The following is a 20,143-nucleotide window of genomic DNA, read 5'->3' on the forward strand; positions in this document are numbered from 1 at the left end:
TAATAATAATTTTTTAAATAGTTACTTATCGAAAGGTTCTAGGCCTATGTTCATAAAGCGCATCACCGCCGTGACGGCGGCGCTCGCGATCGGGGTGGCCTCTGCGGTCACCGCGCCGATCGCCTCCGCTGATCCAGTCGGTGCCACCCCCGGTACCTGTGATATCAGCCTGACGTCGACGTCGATCAACCCGACCTCCGCCGGTGGTCAGAATGCCAAATCAGTATCTCGACTGGTCACCATCGGTGTGCAAAACCACACCTCGGGCAACCGCTCCAACTTCCGGCCCTTCGTGAAGGTCTTCAACCTCGACCGATGGATGACGGACAGCACGATCGATTTCACGCATGAGGGACCTGCGGGAACGTACACCGTGAGCGCAGATACCAATATCCCGCGCAGCCAGTTCACGTTGCCCATCGACTCCTCATTCCCAGTGGAAAATGTCGATACCTCGACTGGCAATTTCACCTCCAATCTTGGCGACTTCAACGCCATCACCCCCGGGTGGGGCGGAAGCGCAGCCGTTTGGTACTCGGACGGCCCCAACGGCACCCTGGTCGACGGAGTCACTGCCACCGGAACGCTCAACTTCCACACCACGGTCCTTCCCTACGCCGGGGAGAACAACGACTGCCAGACAATGGGCATCGACTCGGCCGGCGTGAAGAACATCGCAGCCGACGGAAAGTCCTATGACTCCGGCGTGGATGTAACCAAGGGGGCCGCCGACGACTACTCCCGCATGGAGGGCACCGTCTTCCTCCCGGGTTCAGATACCCCGATCGAGGGCGCCACCGCCACCGTCGATAGCCAGGGCAACGTTCGGATCACCCTGCCCGCCGACCTGGATGTGGACGTCACGGAAGTCCAGGTCCAGATGAACGCCAAGCCACGTGAGGGCCTCCCCGCGGGCGTATCCGCTAAGTACCTCGAAAACAACAAGGTTGGTGAACTCTTCACCGTACCGATTGGTGAGGTTGAGCCGGATCCAGTAACTCCGGGTGGCTCTTCCGACGGCAAGTGCGTTGCCACTGCCGCGGGCATCGGTCTGCCACTCTTGCTGCTCATTCCGCTGGCCATGGGCGATCAGCTGAACATTCCTGGCCTGTCGCAGCTCACGCAGCAGGCGCAGAAGGCCGTTCAAGATGCCAACACCCAGCTACAGCGGGGTCTGGGCATCGAGAACCCCGAGATCATGCGCCTGGTTGATCAGATCAACCAGCAGATCGGCCCGGACGGTCGTCGCATTGCCGGAGGCGTCGGCGCGGCCGCGCTAATCCTGCTGGCACTGGGCTTGGTGTCCGATGCCTGTGGTTCTGGTAGCTCCGGAAGCTCGGGGAGCTCACTGAGCTCCACTGACAGCGAATAAGCTCAACCAAAAATGCACCCTCCGAGGAGGGTGCATTTTTCTTGGTCTAAGACTGCTTTCGCTTGGAGAATGAGCTACTAGCGAAACTCGAACTCGAGCTCCGCCTCGCGGCTAACTCCCCTGACGATCCCCGAATAGAAGTTCTTCGCCTGGTCTTGCAGGAGAGCTCGGTTCTCATCGATCTGCGCATTCATGGCATCCTCGCTGAGGATCCGGGAGATCATCTCGGAGGTATCGATCTCCGGAGTGATCCAGCTGATCACGCCATTGTTCTCGATGGCGGTCTTGAACTGCACGTTGTCGTGGCCAATGAAGATGAAGGCGGGGATAGAGATCAAGAACTGGTTCTCTCCCTTCTCCTCAATGGTCACATCGCGGCCTTCAATGCCGAGCTTTGCGCGGTAGTTGTACTGCACGAACTGTGTGCGTCCGGTCCCATAAATGTTCCTGCCCAGCCAGTTCGTCTGGGCCCTTTCCTCGGCGAGCCCTTGGGTGCTGGTGCCGAGCAAGACAACCTGCTCCTGGCGCTCGATGGCAGTGATGACCTTTGTGTTGTTCGACTCGGTGACGGTCTCCAGTTCAATGGCTTTCCCGAAGTCGGGAATGAACTTAAGAGCCACTACTAGCACACCTGCGATAATCGCCACCGTGATGATGACGGAAACGAGGATAATCCTGATTGTTTTGGTCATGCTCTCAGCAATCTCTCGGCACCTCACCGCAGATGCCTGCACCATGCTCTAAATGCTGGAGCGTCAACCTTGCGACGGGTGGAAATAACGTGACGTCATCAGGTTATCCCAAGGTTTCGAGTATTGAATACTCAGAATGTGGACATTACCCCTCCCCTTACCCCTCGGGGCAGAGATGCTTACTCGTGATCGCGACGCCCTCCTCGCGACTTTTGGGCCCACCGGCGGAGGCGACCTGGGAATTCGCTGGCGCCAAGGCCCGAAAATCACGTTCCGGTCGCGATCAGGGGGTCGCGATCAGAGTGTGAAGCGACAGCGTCTGTTCGGGCTGCGGTTTTTTGCACAACTGAAAGGCAGATCAGCTCAGGCTCAGTTCACGTCTAGCTGCCGGTTATTCAGCGCAACCAGGCTCAGGTCACCTGGCTTAACGGCGCATTTGGCACGGGGAAAACGAGGCTGCGAGATTCCGGACGCGGTCATTTTGGACCCTGAATAGGTCGTAGCTTTGCTGCGACCTATTCTGCAGCCGGTGGCGCCGGTGCGTGGTTTCCAGGAGTAGACCGCTTGGGGGATTCTCGTGGCAGCCACGCTTAGTGCCGTCATCAATAAGCTACCGGAAGGCGGTCCGTCGACGGTTATCGTTCCGCGGACCGTCACGGTGGAGGAATGCTGGTCGGAGATTATCTCTCACCTGGATCCATCGGTGCGCGTGATACCTGTGGCGTTGCTCATTGATCCGGTGGAGCACCAACGCCGAGCCACCAATGACACGGAAGAGCCTGATGCTGTGCGGTGGCTACTAAGCAATTTCCCGCTGTGTGAAGCGGCTGAGTGGATACGGAGTGAGTTCACCAGTATCGATGTCTCATCGCTGTCTCGAGAGCAGAATGTTGCTTCTATCCGTGCAGTGTCTTTTCCGCCGGCAGATGAGGTCCGTGTCAACACATCGTCGGATTAGCGGCGACGGCCAGCAATGGCGGGATCGTGATGGTGACTGCACCTCATGGTGAACGGGCTACCCAGGAAACTTCAAGCAACAGTCGCGCTCAGTTCCGTAGCAAGTCCAAGTAGCTTTCGAGTTGAGCGCGGAGTTGGTTGGGGCTGAAGCTTTCTGGAGCCATAACGGCGGTAACTTGTGAGCCTTGCAGGAATCCCAGGATGGCGCCGGTGGTGCTGGTGATATCCACTCGGGGGCGTAGTTCGCCGTCGGCGTCGGTTTCGTTGAGCATTCGTGAAATTCGCCCGTGCCAGCGATCGAGCGACTCTGCGATGAGCCGTCCTCTGTCGTGATCTTGTGCGGCTGTGTCCCAGAAGGAGACTACGATGCGCGCCTCATCGAGCAAATACGGACTGACGGGCAGGACTTCGAGGCAGAGTGCCCGGAGGGCCGTTAATCCACGTAGTCCGCGCGTTGCTTTGTCGATACGTGTCTCGGTGAGTTCGTAGACGTGGCTGTAGGTAGCTTCTAGCAGGTCAGCCTTGGTGGGGAAGTACGGCTTGAGTGCGCCATTGGCGTACCCGGCCTCCTGGGCAATTTGCCGCATGGTGGCCCCTGATTGGCCTTGGCGGGCGATGACCCGCCAGGTGGATTCGATCAGCTCGCGTCGGCGCTGTTCATGATCGACGATCTTGGGCATCTGTCCTTCTCCATCACGGGTGAGACCACAACCGTACCGCCAAATGGCCCACATGATGCTCATTCGGTAACAGAGGAAATGGCCATCACCCTTGCCATACCGGTCCACGTCCTTTAATCTCTACATCAGTAGAAATAAATGTGATCGCCATCACGTTCTACTTCAGGCTTGAGTCCAGTCACTCATCACCTCAGCTCAGAGAGGTCCCCGTATGTCCGCTACCTACGTCCATTCCGGAGCTCCTTCCAATAAGTCGTCGCACGCGACACCCAGCCCCTTCGTCCAGCAAGAACCCGAGTCAGTGCACATGGCCCACCTCGGACTGCCCCCGGCCGCGCCCTATCCATCAAGGGGCGCGGGATAATGCCTGAGAATCACATCGACGGTCAGGATTCCCTCCAGCGCGCGAAGCTTTCTACTACCGCGCTTGTCTTTATGATCATTGCCGCATCGGCGCCACTGACAGTCCTCGCTGGTGGAGCCCCGACCAACTACGCGGTGGCAGGCCTCCAGGGCGTGCCGCTCGGATACCTGGCGCTCGGCCTCATCCTGGTCCTCTTCGCCGTCGGCTACGGCCGCATGGCAAGTAAGGTCCAGAACGCCGGCGCCTTTTACGTATACATCGCCCGAGGTTTGGGACTGCGCCAGGGCATCGCCGGGGCAATTCTCGCCCTGGTCTCCTACAACTTGATGCAGATCGGCCTCTACGGTCTGTTCGGCTTTTCCGCGGCCAACGCGCTCGCATCGCTGACCGGCATTGTGGTCCCGTGGTGGCTGATGGGTGCTCTGGGGTGGCTGCTCGTCGCCATACTTGGCGTGAACAACATTGACCTTTCCTCCAAGGTCCTCGGGATCATCGTGGGATTCGAGTTCCTCGTGGTCATTGTGTTCTCCGGCATGGCCTTGTTGAATGCGCCGGAAGGCATCAGCACTGATGGATGGCAGCCGGACCAGTTCTTCACCCCAGGGATCGGTGTCCTGTTGGCCTTCACCATGGCCGCGTTCATGGGCTTTGAATCTGGTGCCATCTACTCAGAAGAAGCGAAGGACCCGGAGCGTACCGTTCCACGTGCGACCTATATCGCCATCTCGGTCATTGCGGTTTTCTACGCGTTCTCCGCGTGGGCACTCCAGATGGGCGTCGGTCCGAGCGGAATCATCGAGGAGTCCCAGGCCCTTGGCCCAGACCTGATATTCGCCTGGCTCGGGGAGTTCAGCCCCGTCGTGGCCAATGCTGCCAACCTGCTGTTCGTCACCAGCCTCATCGCAGCATTGATCGCGTTTCATAATGCAGCCGCCCGCTATTTCTTCTCCCTGGGCCGCTCTGGTGTTTTGCCGGCGGTCTTCGGAAGGGCCGGAAAGAACGGTGCTCCGGTGGGTGGTTCCCTCGCCCAGTCCGCAGTGGCGGCTGCGGTCGTCGGAATCTTCGCTCTGGCGGGGCTGGGTTCGGAACTCGGTGAGCTGTTCCCCGTCATGACCTTGTTCACCTGGTTCACCAATGCCGCCGCGTTCGGCCTGACGTTTCTGGTGGCCGTGACCAGCTTTGCGGTCATGGTCTGGGCAAACCGCCACCACCCCGAGTACCACGTATTTGTCCGCACGATCGCTCCACTCGTCGCGGGAATCGGCATGGTCGTCGTCACCGTGCTCATCCTCATGAACTTCGACCTCATGGTGGACTCCGAAGATCCGTTCATGGTTTGGATCATGCCCGCCATCATCTTGGGTTCGGGGCTTATCGGCTTGATCTGGGGCACGATCCTCATCCGCCGCGGCACCGGCAACCTCGATGCGATCGCCGGAACCACACCGGACAACAACCAGACGACGTCCGCTTAGTTACCTAGAAAAGGAGTGAATTCACCATGTCGAACAAGAAAGTCATCATCATTGGGGCCGGTTTCGCGGGCCTCGTGGCAGCACGAGAACTGCAGACCGCCGGCATCGACTACGAAATATTGGAAGCGAAGGACCGCATCGGTGGTCGAGCGTGGACCGAGGAGCGCATGGGCCGACCACTCGAACTCGGCGCCACGTGGGTCCACTGGTTTCAAGCGCACATCTGGACCGAGATCATGCGCTACGGCCAACGCAAGGAAATCCACCCCTCCCCAGCCGGAAACGAAGCCCACTGGATTACCGAAGGCAAAGTCGTGCGCGGTTCCGAAGCCGACATTGATGGCAAATTGTCCGCCGCCATGCTCGCCACGTACGAAGGCAATGACGAGTACTTCCCGAACCCCTACGACCCGCTCTGGGTCATGTCAGACGACTTCGATGGTCCGGACGAGGTCCGCGAGCGATTCATCGCAGAAGACCAAAAGAATGCCATCGATCTGGTGATGGAGGCTGGCCTCGACCAGGAAGCCATCGATCTTGTTGACGCATTCTGGTCTGCCGGTTACATCGGAGATCCCTACACCGGGTCCGCGCTCATGGCTAAGCAGTGGGGCGCACTGGCAGACAACCGTTACCAGGTGATGGAAGACATCACGCTCAAGTGGAAGCTCAAGAACGGTATGCAGTCGCTGTATAACGGCATCGCCGGAGATCTGACCGGGCCGATCCGATTGGAGACCCCGGTGGTCAAGGTGGAGCATCATGACGATGGCGCCACCGTCACCACCGAGGATGGGGAGAACATTGAGGCCGCCGCAGTCATCTGCACCGTCCCCGTGGGGGCGCTCGGCAACATCGAGTTCTCCCCAGCGCTACCGGAAAAGATCCAGCGGGTGATTGACGATAAGTGGAACTCGCAGGGCGCCAAAATCTGGATCAAGATTAAAGGGCACCACCGCTTCCTGGGCTACGCCCCGAAGCCGGCCAAGATGTCGATCGTGCGTTCCGAGTACTTCATGGACGACGGCACCACCATCTTGGTGGGGTTTGGATACGACAACACCAACATTGACCTTAATTCGATCGACGACGCGCAGGACGTCGTTAATCAGTGGCGCGATGACCTTGAGGTCGTCGACGCAACCGGCCACAACTGGGTGGCCGACAAGTGGGCGGGCCAGGCATGGGGCACGTTACGCAAGGGCCAGTTCACTGAAGGGTGGAGCCTCTTCGATGAGGTTGAATCCAGCCTCTATTTCGCTGGTTCCGACTATGCCTACGGGTGGCGTGGCGTGTGCGTCGATGGTGCGGTGGAGAAGGGGATGACCACTGCCCGCCGGGTCATCAACGATCTCTGATCGGTCCTACGGATCCAGTGCCAGGCGGGGTGGGAAGGGAACTTGACCTAGGATGATGCTCAACCCACTGCCCGGTACAACAAAAGTCGGGCCACGGATTAAATCCATGGCCCGACTTTTTAGTTGGCGGAGGATGTGGGATTTGAACCCACGAGGGTATTGCTACCCGCACGCGTTCCAGGCGTGTGACATAGGCCGCTAGTCGAATCCTCCTAGCTGAACTGGGCAACCTGAGCTGCTGTGTTCTCGTGAAACAGTACACAATGCTGCCAGAAAAAGACAAATCGCAGGTCACCTTGTCTAGTGAGGCTAGCGAGTTGGCTCGAGGGTAGAGGGATGGGTTATTGTTGTCGGCAGGATCCCGTGCGGCGTCCATCTTGTGAACTCCCCCAGGGCAGGAATGCAGCAAGGGTCAGCGAGCTCTGGCGGGTGCGCGGGATCCCCTAATATTTTTTTGAGCGTCTAACATTGTGGCCGAACCCCCGTTTCCGTTGGAAGGCAGGCCCTCACAGTGACCCTCCTAGATTTTGAATCCGATCAGCTGGCTGAGTTCGCGGCGCAGGTCCGCAAGGATTATGACGAGCTCAAAGCGAAGAACCTCAAGCTGGATCTCACCCGTGGTAAGCCTTCTTCGGAGCAGTTGGATTTTGCGGAGTCGCTGCTGGCGCTGCCCGGGGAGGGGAACCATGCGGATGCCGATGGCGCGGATGTGCGTAACTACGGCAACCTCAAGGGCATCACTGATATTCGGAACCTGTGGGCTGAGGTGCTCGGGATTGATCCGGCGCTCATCATTGCTGGTGATTCGTCGTCGCTGAACATCATGTTTGATCTGATCTCGTGGTCGTACACCTTCGGTAACAACGATTCGGTGCGTCCGTGGAGCCAGGAGGAGAAGGTCCGCTGGATTTGTCCGGTGCCGGGCTATGACCGTCACTTCACCATCACGGAGAAGTTTGGTTTTGAGATGGTCACGGTGCCGATGCTGGAGGATGGCCCTGATGTCAACGCGATCAAGGAGTTGGTGAAGGATCCGCTGGTGAAGGGCATGTGGGCGGTGCCCATGTTCGCCAACCCCACGGGTATCACGTATTCGGAGGAGGTCAGCCGTGAGCTGGCTGCTTTGGAGACGGCGGCTCCGGATTTCCGGATTATCTGGGATAACGCGTACGCCGTTCATTCGCTGACCGATGAGTTCCCGCCGATCATTGACATCGTGGCGCTGGCCGCGAAGGCGGGTAACCCGAATCGCTTCTGGGCGATGTCGTCGACGTCGAAGATCACCCACGCGGGTGCGGGCGTGAGTTTCTTCAACTCCTCGCCGGAGAACCTGGCGTGGTACATGGAGGTCGCCGGGGTCCGGGGGATTGGCCCGAACAAGGTCAATCAGCTGGCGCATGCTCGGTACTTTGGTGATGCGGAAGGTGTGCGGGCGATCATGCGCAAGCATGCCGGTTCCTTGAACCCGAAGTTCACTCGCGTGCTGGAGATCCTCGATCGTCGCCTCGGTGAGTATGAGGTGGCCCGGTGGACGAAGCCGGAGGGTGGCTACTTCATCTCCGTCGACGTCATTGATGGCACGGCGTCCCGGGTCGTCGAATTGGCGAAGGAAGCGGGCATTGCGCTGACCGGTGCGGGCTCGTCGTTCCCGCTCAAGGATGATCCGAACAACCGCAACATCCGCCTCGCACCGTCCCTGCCGCCGGTGGAGGAGCTGGAAATCGCCATGGATGGTGTGGCTACGTGTGTGCTGCTCGCGGCCGTCGAGAAGCTGGGGGCTTAGCCCCCTGAACATCGACGAAACCACCTTCTGGCTGGGCCCGCTGTTCCCCAAGCCGCCGATTTTCGACGAGGCGCGCAACATCGGCATGGTGGCGCTGGAGGACAACCAGGTCCTCGGTGTCACGCGCACCTTCGCTGAGGTAGACACCGGTTTGGAGGCGATCGAGGAGGGGCTGCCCGTCCGCTCTGAGATCGTGTCGGTGGCGCGGGCGACCCCGGAGGAGATGGCGGGGGCGTTGGAAGCGGCCGTCGACAAGCTGCGGTCCACCGGCGGGATCATTCCCGCCCAGCCGGGGACGCTCCTGCCGCAACTGCTGGACCAGGAGGATCTCAGCGTTCAGCACGGGTTGTTCGTGCCGCCGTACCTGTGGGGCGGGGAGACGCCGCGGGTGACGGAACCCGATCGGCTTACGGTCCTGCTGCAACTCGTCATGCTCACGGATGCCGAATATGCCTACGCCATCGAGGAAGGTGTGGGGTCGTTGCAGCAGGCGCTGGTGGAGGCGGAGATCGATCTTCTGGACTGGCGGCGCTAGCCACCGCGCCAGGTAGGCTGTGTTCCGTGGCTTTATACCGGAAGTACCGTCCCGCCTCCTTCGCCGACGTCGTCGGGCAGGAGCAGGTAACTCGACCGTTGTCGGTGGCCCTCGACTCGGGCCGAATCAATCACGCGTACCTCTTTTCCGGCCCGCGCGGCTGCGGAAAGACCTCTTCCGCCCGCATCCTTGCGCGCTCGCTCAACTGCATCGAAGGCCCCACGTCCACCCCGTGCGGCGTGTGCCCCTCGTGTATTTCTTTGGCGCCGGGCGGCTCGGGCAACTTGGATGTCACTGAGCTGGATGCGGCGTCGTACCGCGGTGTGGATGACATGCGCGAGCTGCGCGACAAGGCGTATTTCGCGCCGGCGGAATCGCGCTACCGCGTATTCATCATCGATGAGGCGCACATGATCACCCGCGAGGGCTCGAATGCGCTGCTCAAGATCGTGGAGGAGCCGCCGGAGCACCTCATTTTCATCTTTGCCACGACGGAGCCGGAGAAGGTCATCGGCACCATCCGTTCGCGCACGCACCACTATCCCTTCCGCCTGCTCACCCCGCAGGCGATGCGCGGGCTGCTGGAGCGGACCGTCGCGTCCGAAGGCGTTCACGTCGAGGACTCCGTGTATCCGCTGGTCATCCGCGCGGGTGGCGGCTCGCCCCGCGATTCGCTGTCCATCCTGGACCAGCTCATCGCTGGCACCGGCCCGCAGGGCTTGACGTATGAGCTTGCGTTGCCGTTGCTGGGGGTCACCGATTTATCGCTTATCGACGCCGCCGTTGACGCCCTCGCCGCAGGCAACAGCGCCGCGCTGTTCACCACGGTCGACGATGTCGTCGAGGCGGGCCATGATCCCCGCCGCTTCGTCGAGGATCTGCTCGATCGCTTCCGCGATCTCATGGTCCTCCAAGCCGTCCCGGAGGCCCTCGACCTGGGTCTGGTCGATGCCCCGACCGACCGGGCCGAGATCCTCCGCGCCGAGGCCGCCCAGTTCACCGGCGCCCAACTGGCGCACCTGTCTACTACGGTCAATGAGCGCATCGCCGACATGCGTGGCGCCACGTCTCCACGCCTTCTCCTGGAGATTTTGTGCGCCCATCTCCTGCTACCCGCGCAGCCGATGATGGCCGCGGCGGGTGCAGCCGGGACGGCACAACCGTCCGCTCCCGCACCGACCCCCACGCCGGAGCCAGGTCCCGCGAAGAAGGCCCCGGCGCGGACCTATGAGCGTCCCTCGGTGCGGCGGGCACGGGAGGAAGCTCAAGAAAAGGCAGATGTCCAGGCACCCGAGCCCGCTGCCCCCACTGACCCGGTGGAAGCGATCCGTTCGCGTTGGTCGCAGATCCGGTCGACCATCGCAGAGCGCAACTCCGTCGTGGGCATCATGCTCGCCGAGGCCAAGGTACTGGGCCTGAAGGATGGCACCCTCATTCTGGGGCACAACACGGGGGCGTTGGCGAACCGGCTCAACGAGGAGTCGAAGAGCCAGATCATCGCGGCCGTGGTGTCCGACGAGGCTCGCACGCCGCTGAAGGTGCACTGTGTCGTGGGGACGGATGCCCCCGCCCAGGGGTTGACGGCACCGCAGAAGCAACCTGAGAAACAACCGGAGAAGCCCCCAGCGCCGGAGCCCACCCCAGAGCCCGCAGAGGAGCCAGAGAGTCCGGCTCCTCGGAGGTGGGGCGCCCCGAAACCGATCGGCGGTAGCCGGGAGGAGTCAGTTCCGCTGCCCCCGGAGCCGGAGGATGACGGCGCCCCGCCGGAACCGGCACCGGCCGCAGAGCCGGTGGGGGAGGCGTCGATACGCGAAGAAGAACAGATGATGGCGGAGGAAGCGCTGCGGCCGGGAACACTTGACCGCAGGGACGCGACGACGATCGCGGTGGAGCTGCTTGAGCAGGAGCTCGGCGCGCGGAAGTTGTGAGTCGGTAGACTAAGCCGCGTTAGTTCACCCACGACGAAAGGCACCACCATGACTCAGCCCGATATGGCCCAGATCCTCGCTCAGGCTCAGGAGATGCAGGCGCAGCTTCAGCAGGCGCAGGCGGAAATCCTCGCCACCAATGTCACCGGCACCGCAGGCAATGGCCTGGTCACGGTGACCATTAGCGGCGGCGGCGAGGTCCAGGAAGTGATCATCGATCCGCAGGTGGTGGACCCGGAGGATGTGGATACCCTGCAGGACCTGGTGACCGGCGCTTTCCGTGATGCCCATGAGAAGGCCGGCCAGCTGGCCGTGGAGAAGATGGGTCCGCTGTCCCAGGGCGGGGACCCCTTCGGCGGAATGCTCGGCTAGTTCACCACAACGTTTCACAGTAGGAAGGGCCGCTGAGGCTACGTGTTTGAAGGACCCCTGCAGGACCTCATTGATGAGTTGTCCCGCTTGCCTGGCGTCGGCCCCAAAAGTGCCCAGCGCATCGCCTTTCACCTGCTCTCCGTCGATCCCGATGACGTGGATCGGCTGACGGCGGCGCTGGAATCCTTGCGCGATGGCGTGCAATTTTGCCGGATCTGCTGCAATATTTCGCGCGACGCGGTTTGCCGGATCTGCGCCGATTCGGGCCGTGATCGCGGCATGATCTGTGTGGTCGAGGAACCGAAGGACATCCAGGTCATCGAGCGCACCGGCGAGTTCAATGGCCGCTATCACGTGTTGGGTGGCGCGCTGGATCCGCTGGCCAACATCGGCCCGAAGGACTTGCACATTTCGGTGTTGTTGCAGCGGATCGGCGGGGTGTTGCCGGATCGGGAGCTGGCGGATTCGACGCCGCAGGCGCCGCTTTTCGACGACGTGCCCGACATCCACGAGGTCATCCTCGCCACCGATCCCAACACCGAAGGGGAGGCTACCGCCTCCTATCTCGCACGCCTGTTGCGTGACTTCCCCGATCTCACGGTGTCCCGCCTGGCGTCGGGCATGCCCCTGGGCGGCGACTTGGAGTTCGTGGATGAACTCACTTTGTCGCGCGCCCTGAGCGGTCGCCTCACCCTCTGATTACTTGAGGCGTTCCTTGCGCAGGCGATCGATGGCCGGGATATCCAACGGCTCTAGGTCAGCCAGGGCCACGCCCATGGCTCGCGCCAGCAGCAGGTCCGCTAGCTGCGGGTTTCGTGCCAGCGCGGGACCGTGCAGGTAGGTGGCGATGACGCTGCCCTGCACGGCACCCTCGGCGAAGCGCTGGCGGGAATCATCCGGTAGGTCAGCGGCCGCGGCGACATCGCAGTTGCCGACGCCGCGAGTGACCCGCCCCAGGGGTTCAGCCGCCGGGCCGAGGATCGTGGCGCCGAGGTGGTTTTCAAAGCCGGTGAGCGGCTCCGTCAACTCCGCCGTGATACCCACACCGGTCGGGGTGGTGGCAACCTCGTTGATGGCGCGGCGCTCGAGGGCGGTGGTGGTGGCGTCGAGCAGCCCCACCCCGTCGATGACCCGGCCGGACGCTCGGAAAGACTCGCCGAGGACCTGCAAACCGGCACACACGGCGAACACGGGGCGACCATTGTTCGCGGCGCGGGTGAGGCCACCGTCGGCGATGAGGTGTTCTGCCGCGAGGATTTGGGCGGTGTCCTCGCCGCCGCCGACGCAATAGACATCCAGGTCAGCGGGGACGGCATCGCCGAGCTTGATGTGGAGGATGTCGGCGTCCATGCCGCGCATCCGGGCGCGCTGCCGGAGGACGAGGGCGTTGCCGTCATCGCCGTAGGTGCCCAGGACGTCGGGCAGGACGAGCCCGATGGTGAGATCAGCCACGGTTTTCCAGCTCCTTCTTCAGATCGCGGAAAGCGGTGTAGTTGGCCAGCACTTCGATTCGGCCCGGGGGGCAGGCCATGATCGCCTTGACGGGGTCGGGGATGTGCTCATGGGCAATGTCGGCGTAGATGAGCCGCACGTCAAGGTCGGTGCTGCGCTCGCCGGAGGCCATGACGGAAAGATCCCCGAAGTCCTCAAAGCGCACGTCCCACAGCCAGGACAGATCTTCGCCGTCGGCGACTTGGCCGTTGACGGCGATGACTAGGCCATCGGCGGAGCGATCAACCATGGACAAGGCCTCCTGCCAGCCGGCGGGGTTCTTGGCCAGCAGCAGGTGAATATCCCGGTCGCCCAAGTGAATGGTGGAGTAGCGCCCGGCGACGTTGTCCACGCCCTCGGCGGCGGCGACGGCCTGGTCCAAGGGAATATCAAAACCCTCGACCGCTGCGGCGATGGCCTGGGTGGCGTTGCCGCGATTGGCCCGGCCGGGCAGCTGAAGGTTGAGGGAGGAGGAACCGGCGGGGGAGGACAGGCCCTCCTCGGTGACCGTCCAGGTGGGGGTGGGGCGGCGGAACTCGCGGCCGTCGGCAAGCTTTTTCATTGCCCACCAGTCATCGCCCTCCCGGACGATGTGACCGCCGGTGCGCGGGCAGGAGACGGAGTCGCCGGTCCAGCCGGCGCCGGCGGCGACCCACACCACGTTGGGGGCATCGAGGGCGACCGAGGTCATGAGGACGTCATCGCAGTTGGCGATGACCACCATGTCTGGGTGCGCCATGACGGCCCCGCGCAGGGCCCGCTCGATCTTGTTGATCTCGCCGACCCGGTCCAGCTGGTCGCGGGTGAGGTTGAGCAGCACCAGCGCCTGCGGCCGAAGACGATCAGCGACGGCCGGAACGTGGAGCTCATCAACCTCTAAAACGATGTGAGAGGCGTCCTTGCCAGCCAGCAGGGCGGAAATGATGCCCGCATCCATGTTGTCGCCGCCATCATTGGTGGCCACCTGATGCGTCGTGCGCAACGCCGCCGCCAACATCCGCGTGGTGGTGGATTTGCCGTTCGTGCCGGTAACCAGCACCGCCGGGCGGCCATCGCCCAGCTTTTCCATAATGGTTGGGTCAATCGCATTCGCCACGAGGCCGCCGATCATGCCACCGGCCCCGCGCCCACTGAGGCGAGAGGCGGTGGTGGCGAGGGTAGCGGCACCGGTGGCGACGTTAGATCGCAGGCGTCGCAGGGTTTGCGGAATTCGTCCAGGCATGGCGTTAAGCGTAGTGGAAACGCGGCCGAACCCCGGAAGGCTAGTCGCGCTGGTCCTTGACGTGCTCCACGGCCTTCATAAATTCCGCGTCCGAGAGCAGCGGAATCCCCTTCCGCTTCGCGTGCATCGCCTTGCCGCGCAGATCAGAGGTCTTGTTGCACACCACCACGGAGGTCTGGCGGGTCAGCTTCTCCGAATAGGCTAGATCCTCGCGCAGGCAGGCCTCGATGATGACGTTGGGATCCATGACGATCTCCGGCGCGACGACCACCTCCATCCCGCGGACCAGGTGCTCCTGAAAAGTCCCCGGATTGGGCAGCGGGCGATCAGCCTCCACGGCGTCGACGCGGACGTGAGTACGCTGCAGGCCGAAGCGATCAGCGCGGAGCTCGGATGGCTCCCGGGAGCACAACTCGCCGGTGGACTCGGTGCGGAACACGTCGATGAGCAGCAAAGTTTCCTGCCGAGTGGTTTCTAGCTCCGGGCGCAGAGCACGCTCAACCGTCGCCACCGGCGATGGCGCCGCAATGCCCACTGCCTGCGCCACCGAGGCCAACCGGGTGTCCTCAAAGGTCACGCCCTGCCGGCGTGCCGTCGCCAGCGTATCGACGATCGCGATCGGCTTCGGGATGTGCCCCACCCGCTGCCGGCGCCGACGACCGCGCCCCCGGCCCCGCCCGCGGGATCGGTTCGAGCGGGCTGCAGCGTTCATCGCGCGGCGCGCCTCGGACACGATGAACCCCCACCCGACGGGGGAATTGTGGACGACGAGCGTGCGGTCGTCGATAAGCCGGTCCAGCGTGCGCAGGACCTTGGAGAACTTCTGACCCTCCGCGACCTCCTCCGGGGAAAGACCGTGATAATGCCGCGGACCCGGATCCGAACCCGGATCGAGGACCGTGTGGTACTTTTCGCCGACCTCCCCAGCCGCGTTAAACGTCACCACATCCACGGCCACCAACCGGCCCGTCGACGGATGGATCCCCGTCGCCTGCGTCGTCAGGGCGACAAACGGGAACGCGTCCACCTCAGCGGAGCGAGCAGAATTATCGGGAGTCCCGTTGGGCGTGGTCATTGTTCAGAGTCTAGATGCTGAGACGGGAGAGGACGACCGTGGACACGATCATCATGCCGAAGGCCACCACCATCCAGCCCCACTCCCAGCCTTCCACCCGAAACCTTTCGAAGAGGACCAGGTAGCCGAGGGCGAAGGCAACGATCGGCTCCCCGATTTTCATCGCTGGCAGGGACGTCCGCAACGCCCCAGCCGTGAACGCGTTTTGCTGGACCCACGTGCCCAATGACGCCGCGAGGATGAGGGCGTAGAGCTCCCACGCCGTGAGCAGCCCCGGGATGCCAGAGGCAACGAAGACATCCGCGACGGCCTTGGACAACACCGCGACGTAACCAAACACCGCGCCCGTGACCAAGCCCTGCAGCAAGGCCCGCTCCCGCCTGATCTGGCGACGAGCAATCCGATCCATCGCCGTGAGCACCACGATTCCCACCGCCAGGGCCGGAATCCACCGCTCCAGGGGAGGGTGATCCTCGCCGCCGACGGGTCGACCAATGAGCACCAGCGCGGTAACCGACAGCGTCAACATGGCCGACCAGAATGTTTCCTGCCGGCTGATGCGCCGACCCTCATACATCGCCGACAGTGGCAGCGTGAACATCAACGACATCACCAGCACCGGCTGCACAATGAGCAACGGGCCAAAACCCAGCGCAACCACCTGCAACACATAAGCGATGATCGCGGTGGACATGCCCGCCCACCACAACGGCCGGCGCATGGCCACGAGGATCGCAGAGGATCCCTGGGGCGCGCTTTCGACGATGCGGTGGCGGACGACCGTACCCCACGCGATCGTCAGGGCCGAAGCCAACGCGAAGAGCACGGCAAGGACGTAGCTGTGCACGCTGACTAGCCTAATTGGGAAACCGCGCCGGGGGTTTAGTGGACGCTTAGACCCCGCCGGCCAAGACCGGCGCCTTCGTCTTCAGTGCCCGGTTGACGGCCGAGGTCACGGCCTTGAGCGAAGCCCGCGTGATGGACCCGGCGATACCCACACCCCACGCCGCCGAACCGTTGACCGTGGCGTAGATGTAACACGCCGCCTCGGCGTCGTCTCCCGCAGTGCGGGACTGCTGGGAGTAGTCCTGCACCTCGACGTCGATACCCAGCTGCTCCAGGGCATTGGCATAAGCCGCCACGGGACCATTGCCGGTGCCGGTGATGGTCTTCTCCGTGCCCTCATGCAGCACGGTGGCGGTGATGGTCGCCTCATCCTCCTCCGTCTCGGCGTTGGTGATCCGCATGGACACCTGCTCCACCGGCGCAACGGTGTCCAAGTACTCAGTGGCGAAGATATCCCACATGTTCTTCGAGTTGACCTCGCCGCCCTCCGAGTCGGTCACCTGCTGGACGACCCCGGAGAACTCCACCTGCATCTGACGCGGCAGGTTGATGCCGTGATCAGTCTTCATGATGTACGCCACGCCGCCCTTACCGGACTGGGAGTTGACGCGAATGACAGCCTCGTAGTTGCGGCCGACATCCTTCGGGTCGATGGGCAGGTACGGGACCTCCCAGATGGTCTCGCGCAGCTCGTCCCACGACACATCGGTGGCATCCGCGCCGGGCTTGACCTTCGCGGCCATGGCGTCGAGGCCCTTGTTCACAGCATCCTGGTGCGAACCGGAGAACGCCGTGAAGACGAGGTCGCCGCCGTAGGGGTGGCGCTCGGGCACGCGCAGCTGGTTGCAGTACTCAACCGTGTTGCGGATCTGCTGGATGTCGGAGAAATCGATCTGCGGATCCACCCCCTGGGTGAGCATGTTCAGGCCCAAGGTGACCAGGCAGACGTTGCCGGTGCGCTCACCGTTGCCGAACAGGCAGCCCTCGATGCGGTCAGCGCCCGCCAGGTAACCCAGCTCGGCGGCGGCCACGCCTTCGCCGCGGTCATTGTGGGGGTGCAGGGAGAGGATGATGGAATCGCGGCGGGCCAGGTTGCGATGCATCCACTCAATCGAATCGGCGTAGACGTTGGGAGTGATCATCTCCACCGTGGACGGCAGGTTGATGATCATCGGGTTGTCCGGAGTCGGCTCCATCACCTCCGTGACGGCGTCACACACCTCGCGGGCGAAGTCCAGCTCAGTGCCGGTGAAAGACTCCGGCGAGTACTCCCAGCGCCAATTCGTGCCGGGGTAATCCTTCGCAATGCCCTTGATCAGGTGCGCCGCATCCACCGCCAGCTGCTTGATGGCCGGCTTCTCCTTGCGGAACACCACCCGACGCTGCAGCTCCGAGGTGGAATTGTAGAAGTGAATAATGACGTTTTTCGCACCCTCACACGCCTCAAAAGTGCGGCGAATGAGGTGCTCACGGGCCTGCACCAGCACCTGGATGGTCACGTCATCCGGGATCATGTCGTTCTCAATGATCTCGCGCACGAAGTCGAAGTCCATCTGCGAAGCAGACGGGAAGCCCACCTCAATCTCCTTGTATCCCATCTGCACCAGCAGCAGGAACATGCGGCGCTTGCGCTCCGGGGTCATCGGATCAATCAGCGCCTGGTTACCGTCGCGCAGATCCACCGCACACCACTGCGGGGCAGCCGTGATCTTCTTATCCGGCCACGTGCGATCCGGCAGCGTGATGTCCTCTACCTCTTCAGCGAACGAACGATAGCGGGCGACCGGCTGGGAGGAATTACGCTGCTTATTCCACGTGGGCTGCCCTTCGCGGCGCGGGCCATCCGGAGTGGTGATTTCAGCGGGAGCGGAGATGAAAGAGTCATTCGGAGACATGTGGATCAGGGTCCTTTACGAGTATGTGGCTACTCAGGGGCCTTGGATGGCCTGCACTGGAAGCGCTTTGGTCTCACTGCAACCTTAAGGAAGTGAAGCAGTTCCACAACCGGCGTCACCAATCTCCGCGACGGGGTGCCGGTCGTGTGATTTAGACCTGAGACCCGCCGCGGCGAAGAAGGAGGAGGTTCGCGCGGGAGAACATGGGAAGAATGCTACACACCCTTCCGGGCGCGTCAACCGTTTTCAGCAAAACTCGGGGGTGGAAGATGCTTATCGACGCACCCCCCGTCCCCCAGGTGGGCAGGAAAAGCCGCCCCGGCGGTGAGATGGTAGATGCAGATCCGAGGGGGAGAAGAGATCAGTGTCCGACAGGTGGAGCATTGAGTACGACGAAGGCGGCAAGTTTGAGCGATTCTTTAGCACATTGGGGAACTACGAACAGGCCGTCTTAGTTGCTGCCATTGAGAACGTCCTGGAGCCATACGGCATCGACATCTGCTACGGCGACTGGGAAAAAGTCTGGGCCAGAACCTGTATGAGCTCCGGATTCGCCGTTCATTACCCACGATCTTGCGTGAATACAGGCCCTCCCTCCTGGAGGAGATTGAACAGGCCCGAAGGCAGTTGAAGCGATGGCAGGAAGATCGTCGGCGAGCTTTCCCAGCGTGCGAAACAGTCTTGGCCTGCGCATGTTGATGCAGTCTATGACGCCGCAGCGACTTCCTATGCCGACGAGGTCAACGCTCGAGAAGACTTGGGTCGAAGGCTGGCGGCCGCTCGTCAGGAACGCCGTTTGTCGCAGAAGCAGCTCTCTGAGATCTCCGGTATCCAGCAAGCCGAGATCAGTAGGATCGAGCGAGGTCGAGCTAACCCCACCCTGGCCACCCTGGAGCGTTTCACTGGCCCTCTCGGGGTACGCCTCTCCGTCGCCTAGCTTTCTTCGCCAGGTGGGTAGTCACGCTTAAATGCCACAGTCGTACCTGATGTCGCCTCCTGTCGGGGAGCTCCATCCTGGGTCGTGTTGCCCTAGGGGTGTTTGACTCGGTGTCGTGGCTCTAGTTTCTCGTCCAGATGTTGAGCGCCCTCCGCCCCTTAAATAGCAGGCCATAGGTCGGGGCGGTAGGGGGCTTACATCAAGGAGCTGAGGAAGCCGGTGAAACCGTTGTATCCGCTGAGGTAGGCGATGACGTTGGCGATGGCGAGGAGAAGTCCGGTGCTCATGTGGGAACCTTTCGTGGGGTGAGATTTCTCTTCATTTTAGAGGTCAAAATAATTTCCGGGGTAAGGTATGTGTCGTGGGGTAAGTCACAGGGGTGGCACAAATGTAACTAGCTCCATTGCCATTTGTTCCGAACGGGTTTAGGGTGGTCCTTATGACGACCAAGAGCACTCCTCACATCAATCCGCGTGGTGTCGATATCGCCGAGACCATCCTGCTGCCGGGTGATCCGCTGCGCGCCAAGTTCATCGCCGAGACCTACTTGGACGACGTTGTCCAGTTCAACGACGTCCGCAACATGCTCGGCTACACCGGCTCCTACCGCGGAGCGCCGATCTCCGTGATGGGGTCCGGCATGGGTATCCCCTCCATCAGCATTTATGCCTGGGAGCTCATCAACATTTTCGAGTGTAAGAAGGTAGTCCGCATCGGTTCCTGCGGCTCCCTGCAGCCGGATATTGATCTCTACGAGATCATCGTGGGGCAGTCCGCCTCGACCGACTCCAACATCCTCGACCAGTACAACGTGCCCGGCACGTGGGCTCCCACCGCATCGTGGAAGCTCCTCAAGGCCGTCACCGATGAAGCTGAGAAGCAGAACGTCAACGTACACGTGGGCAACATTCTCTCCAGTGACATCTTCTACCACGCAGACGACACCGCGAACCAGCGTTGGTCTGACATGGGCGTCCTCGGCGTTGAGATGGAATCCGCTGGCCTCTACGCCATTGCCGCCCGGGCTGGCGTCGACGCCCTCGGCCTGTTCACTGTCTCTGACAACATCTTGACCGGTGGCTCCACCACCCCGGAGGAGCGCCAGACAGCCTTCACCCAGATGATGGAACTCGCTCTTCCGTTGGCTGAGGTCTAGATCGC

Annotated in this window: 18 protein-coding genes, 1 tRNA gene and 1 other RNA gene; 12 read left to right on the forward strand and 8 right to left on the reverse strand. The window is 62.1% G+C overall.

Going from position 1 to position 20,143, the window contains the following annotated elements:
* Positions 1-46 precede the first annotated feature (46 nt).
* Entirely contained in the window at positions 47-1,372 is a 1,326-nt protein-coding gene (locus tag CTEST_RS12985) for a hypothetical protein (RefSeq protein WP_052844260.1), read from the forward strand.
* Between the two features lie 77 nt (positions 1,373-1,449).
* Here CTEST_RS12985 and CTEST_RS00975 read toward each other — a convergent pair whose 3' ends face one another.
* Positions 1,450-2,064, reverse strand: coding sequence for a hypothetical protein (locus CTEST_RS00975; RefSeq protein ID WP_047252147.1), 615 nt, complete (start codon positions 2,062-2,064; stop codon positions 1,450-1,452).
* A 577-nt stretch (positions 2,065-2,641) separates the two neighbouring features.
* Between CTEST_RS00975 and CTEST_RS13505 the strand changes: the two genes are divergently transcribed.
* Positions 2,642-3,022: a hypothetical protein gene (locus CTEST_RS13505; RefSeq protein WP_144413188.1), complete on the forward strand. Its 381-nt coding sequence runs from the start codon at positions 2,642-2,644 to the stop codon at positions 3,020-3,022.
* An 88-nt stretch (positions 3,023-3,110) separates the two neighbouring features.
* Here the strand turns inward: CTEST_RS13505 and CTEST_RS00980 are convergent, their stop codons facing one another.
* Complete coding sequence (locus CTEST_RS00980) at positions 3,111-3,764, reverse strand: TetR/AcrR family transcriptional regulator (RefSeq protein ID WP_236686112.1); 654 nt, start codon at positions 3,762-3,764, stop codon at positions 3,111-3,113.
* A 300-nt stretch (positions 3,765-4,064) separates the two neighbouring features.
* Between CTEST_RS00980 and CTEST_RS00985 the strand changes: the two genes are divergently transcribed.
* Together CTEST_RS00985 and CTEST_RS00990 are read left to right on the forward strand one after the other, a co-directional pair.
* Entirely contained in the window at positions 4,065-5,540 is a 1,476-nt protein-coding gene (locus CTEST_RS00985; protein ID WP_047252149.1) for an APC family permease, read from the forward strand.
* A gap of 26 nt (positions 5,541-5,566) precedes the next feature.
* Positions 5,567-6,898 carry a flavin monoamine oxidase family protein gene (locus CTEST_RS00990; RefSeq protein ID WP_047252150.1) on the forward strand — a complete coding sequence of 444 codons (1,332 nt, stop codon included), beginning with the start codon at positions 5,567-5,569 and terminating at the stop codon, positions 6,896-6,898.
* 124 nt (positions 6,899-7,022) lie between these two features.
* Here the strand turns inward: CTEST_RS00990 and CTEST_RS00995 are convergent.
* A tRNA-Ser gene (locus CTEST_RS00995) sits at positions 7,023-7,111 on the reverse strand.
* A 139-nt stretch (positions 7,112-7,250) separates the two neighbouring features.
* Between CTEST_RS00995 and ffs the strand changes: the two genes are divergently transcribed.
* The 6 genes from ffs to recR all read left to right on the forward strand — a co-directional run bounded on the left by ffs (position 7,251) and on the right by recR (position 12,215).
* Positions 7,251-7,349: signal recognition particle sRNA small type (gene ffs / locus CTEST_RS13200), an RNA gene on the forward strand.
* A gap of 60 nt (positions 7,350-7,409) precedes the next feature.
* Positions 7,410-8,681 carry an aminotransferase class I/II-fold pyridoxal phosphate-dependent enzyme gene (locus CTEST_RS01000; protein ID WP_047252151.1) on the forward strand — a complete coding sequence of 424 codons (1,272 nt, stop codon included), beginning with the start codon at positions 7,410-7,412 and terminating at the stop codon, positions 8,679-8,681.
* Positions 8,629-9,216: a suppressor of fused domain protein gene (locus tag CTEST_RS01005; RefSeq protein ID WP_083985378.1), complete on the forward strand. Its 588-nt coding sequence runs from the start codon at positions 8,629-8,631 to the stop codon at positions 9,214-9,216. Before CTEST_RS01000 ends, CTEST_RS01005 begins: the two co-directional genes overlap by 53 nt.
* A gap of 26 nt (positions 9,217-9,242) precedes the next feature.
* A complete protein-coding gene (locus CTEST_RS01010) occupies positions 9,243-11,144 on the forward strand; it encodes a DNA polymerase III subunit gamma and tau (RefSeq protein ID WP_047252152.1) in 1,902 nt (633 codons plus the stop codon).
* A 48-nt stretch (positions 11,145-11,192) separates the two neighbouring features.
* On the forward strand, positions 11,193-11,516 hold the full coding sequence (locus tag CTEST_RS01015) for a YbaB/EbfC family nucleoid-associated protein (RefSeq protein WP_047252153.1): 324 nt from the start codon (positions 11,193-11,195) through the stop codon (positions 11,514-11,516).
* Positions 11,517-11,558: 42 nt separating this feature from the next.
* Positions 11,559-12,215, forward strand: a complete 657-nt coding sequence (gene recR, locus CTEST_RS01020; RefSeq protein ID WP_047252154.1) for a recombination mediator RecR — start codon at positions 11,559-11,561, stop codon at positions 12,213-12,215.
* Here the strand turns inward: recR and CTEST_RS01025 are convergent, their stop codons facing one another.
* The 5 genes from CTEST_RS01025 to leuA are packed head-to-tail and all read right to left on the reverse strand — an operon-like array spanning position 12,216 to position 18,045.
* Complete coding sequence (locus CTEST_RS01025) at positions 12,216-12,968, reverse strand: type 1 glutamine amidotransferase (RefSeq protein WP_047252155.1); 753 nt, start codon at positions 12,966-12,968, stop codon at positions 12,216-12,218. It abuts the gene before it with no gap.
* Positions 12,961-14,229, reverse strand: coding sequence for a Mur ligase family protein (locus CTEST_RS01030; protein WP_047252156.1), 1,269 nt, complete (start codon positions 14,227-14,229; stop codon positions 12,961-12,963). Before CTEST_RS01030 ends, CTEST_RS01025 begins: the two co-directional genes overlap by 8 nt.
* A 40-nt stretch (positions 14,230-14,269) precedes the next feature.
* Complete coding sequence (locus CTEST_RS01035; protein WP_047252157.1) at positions 14,270-15,304, reverse strand: exonuclease domain-containing protein; 1,035 nt, start codon at positions 15,302-15,304, stop codon at positions 14,270-14,272.
* A 10-nt stretch (positions 15,305-15,314) separates the two neighbouring features.
* Positions 15,315-16,151 (reverse strand): DMT family transporter, encoded by an 837-nt coding sequence (locus CTEST_RS01040; protein ID WP_047252158.1) that lies wholly within the window; start codon positions 16,149-16,151, stop codon positions 15,315-15,317.
* A 46-nt stretch (positions 16,152-16,197) separates the two neighbouring features.
* Positions 16,198-18,045 (reverse strand): 2-isopropylmalate synthase, encoded by a 1,848-nt coding sequence (gene leuA / locus CTEST_RS01045; RefSeq protein ID WP_047252159.1) that lies wholly within the window; start codon positions 18,043-18,045, stop codon positions 16,198-16,200.
* Between the two features lie 646 nt (positions 18,046-18,691).
* On the opposite strand from leuA, the gene CTEST_RS13890 reads away from it, so the two are divergent.
* Entirely contained in the window at positions 18,692-18,982 is a 291-nt protein-coding gene (locus CTEST_RS13890; protein ID WP_083985379.1) for a helix-turn-helix domain-containing protein, read from the forward strand.
* A 439-nt stretch (positions 18,983-19,421) separates the two neighbouring features.
* On the forward strand, positions 19,422-20,138 hold the full coding sequence (gene deoD / locus CTEST_RS01055) for a purine-nucleoside phosphorylase (RefSeq protein WP_047252161.1): 717 nt from the start codon (positions 19,422-19,424) through the stop codon (positions 20,136-20,138).
* Positions 20,139-20,143 lie beyond the last annotated feature (5 nt).

Source organism: Corynebacterium testudinoris (assembly GCF_001021045.1).
Lineage (GTDB): Bacteria > Actinomycetota > Actinomycetes > Mycobacteriales > Mycobacteriaceae > Corynebacterium > Corynebacterium testudinoris.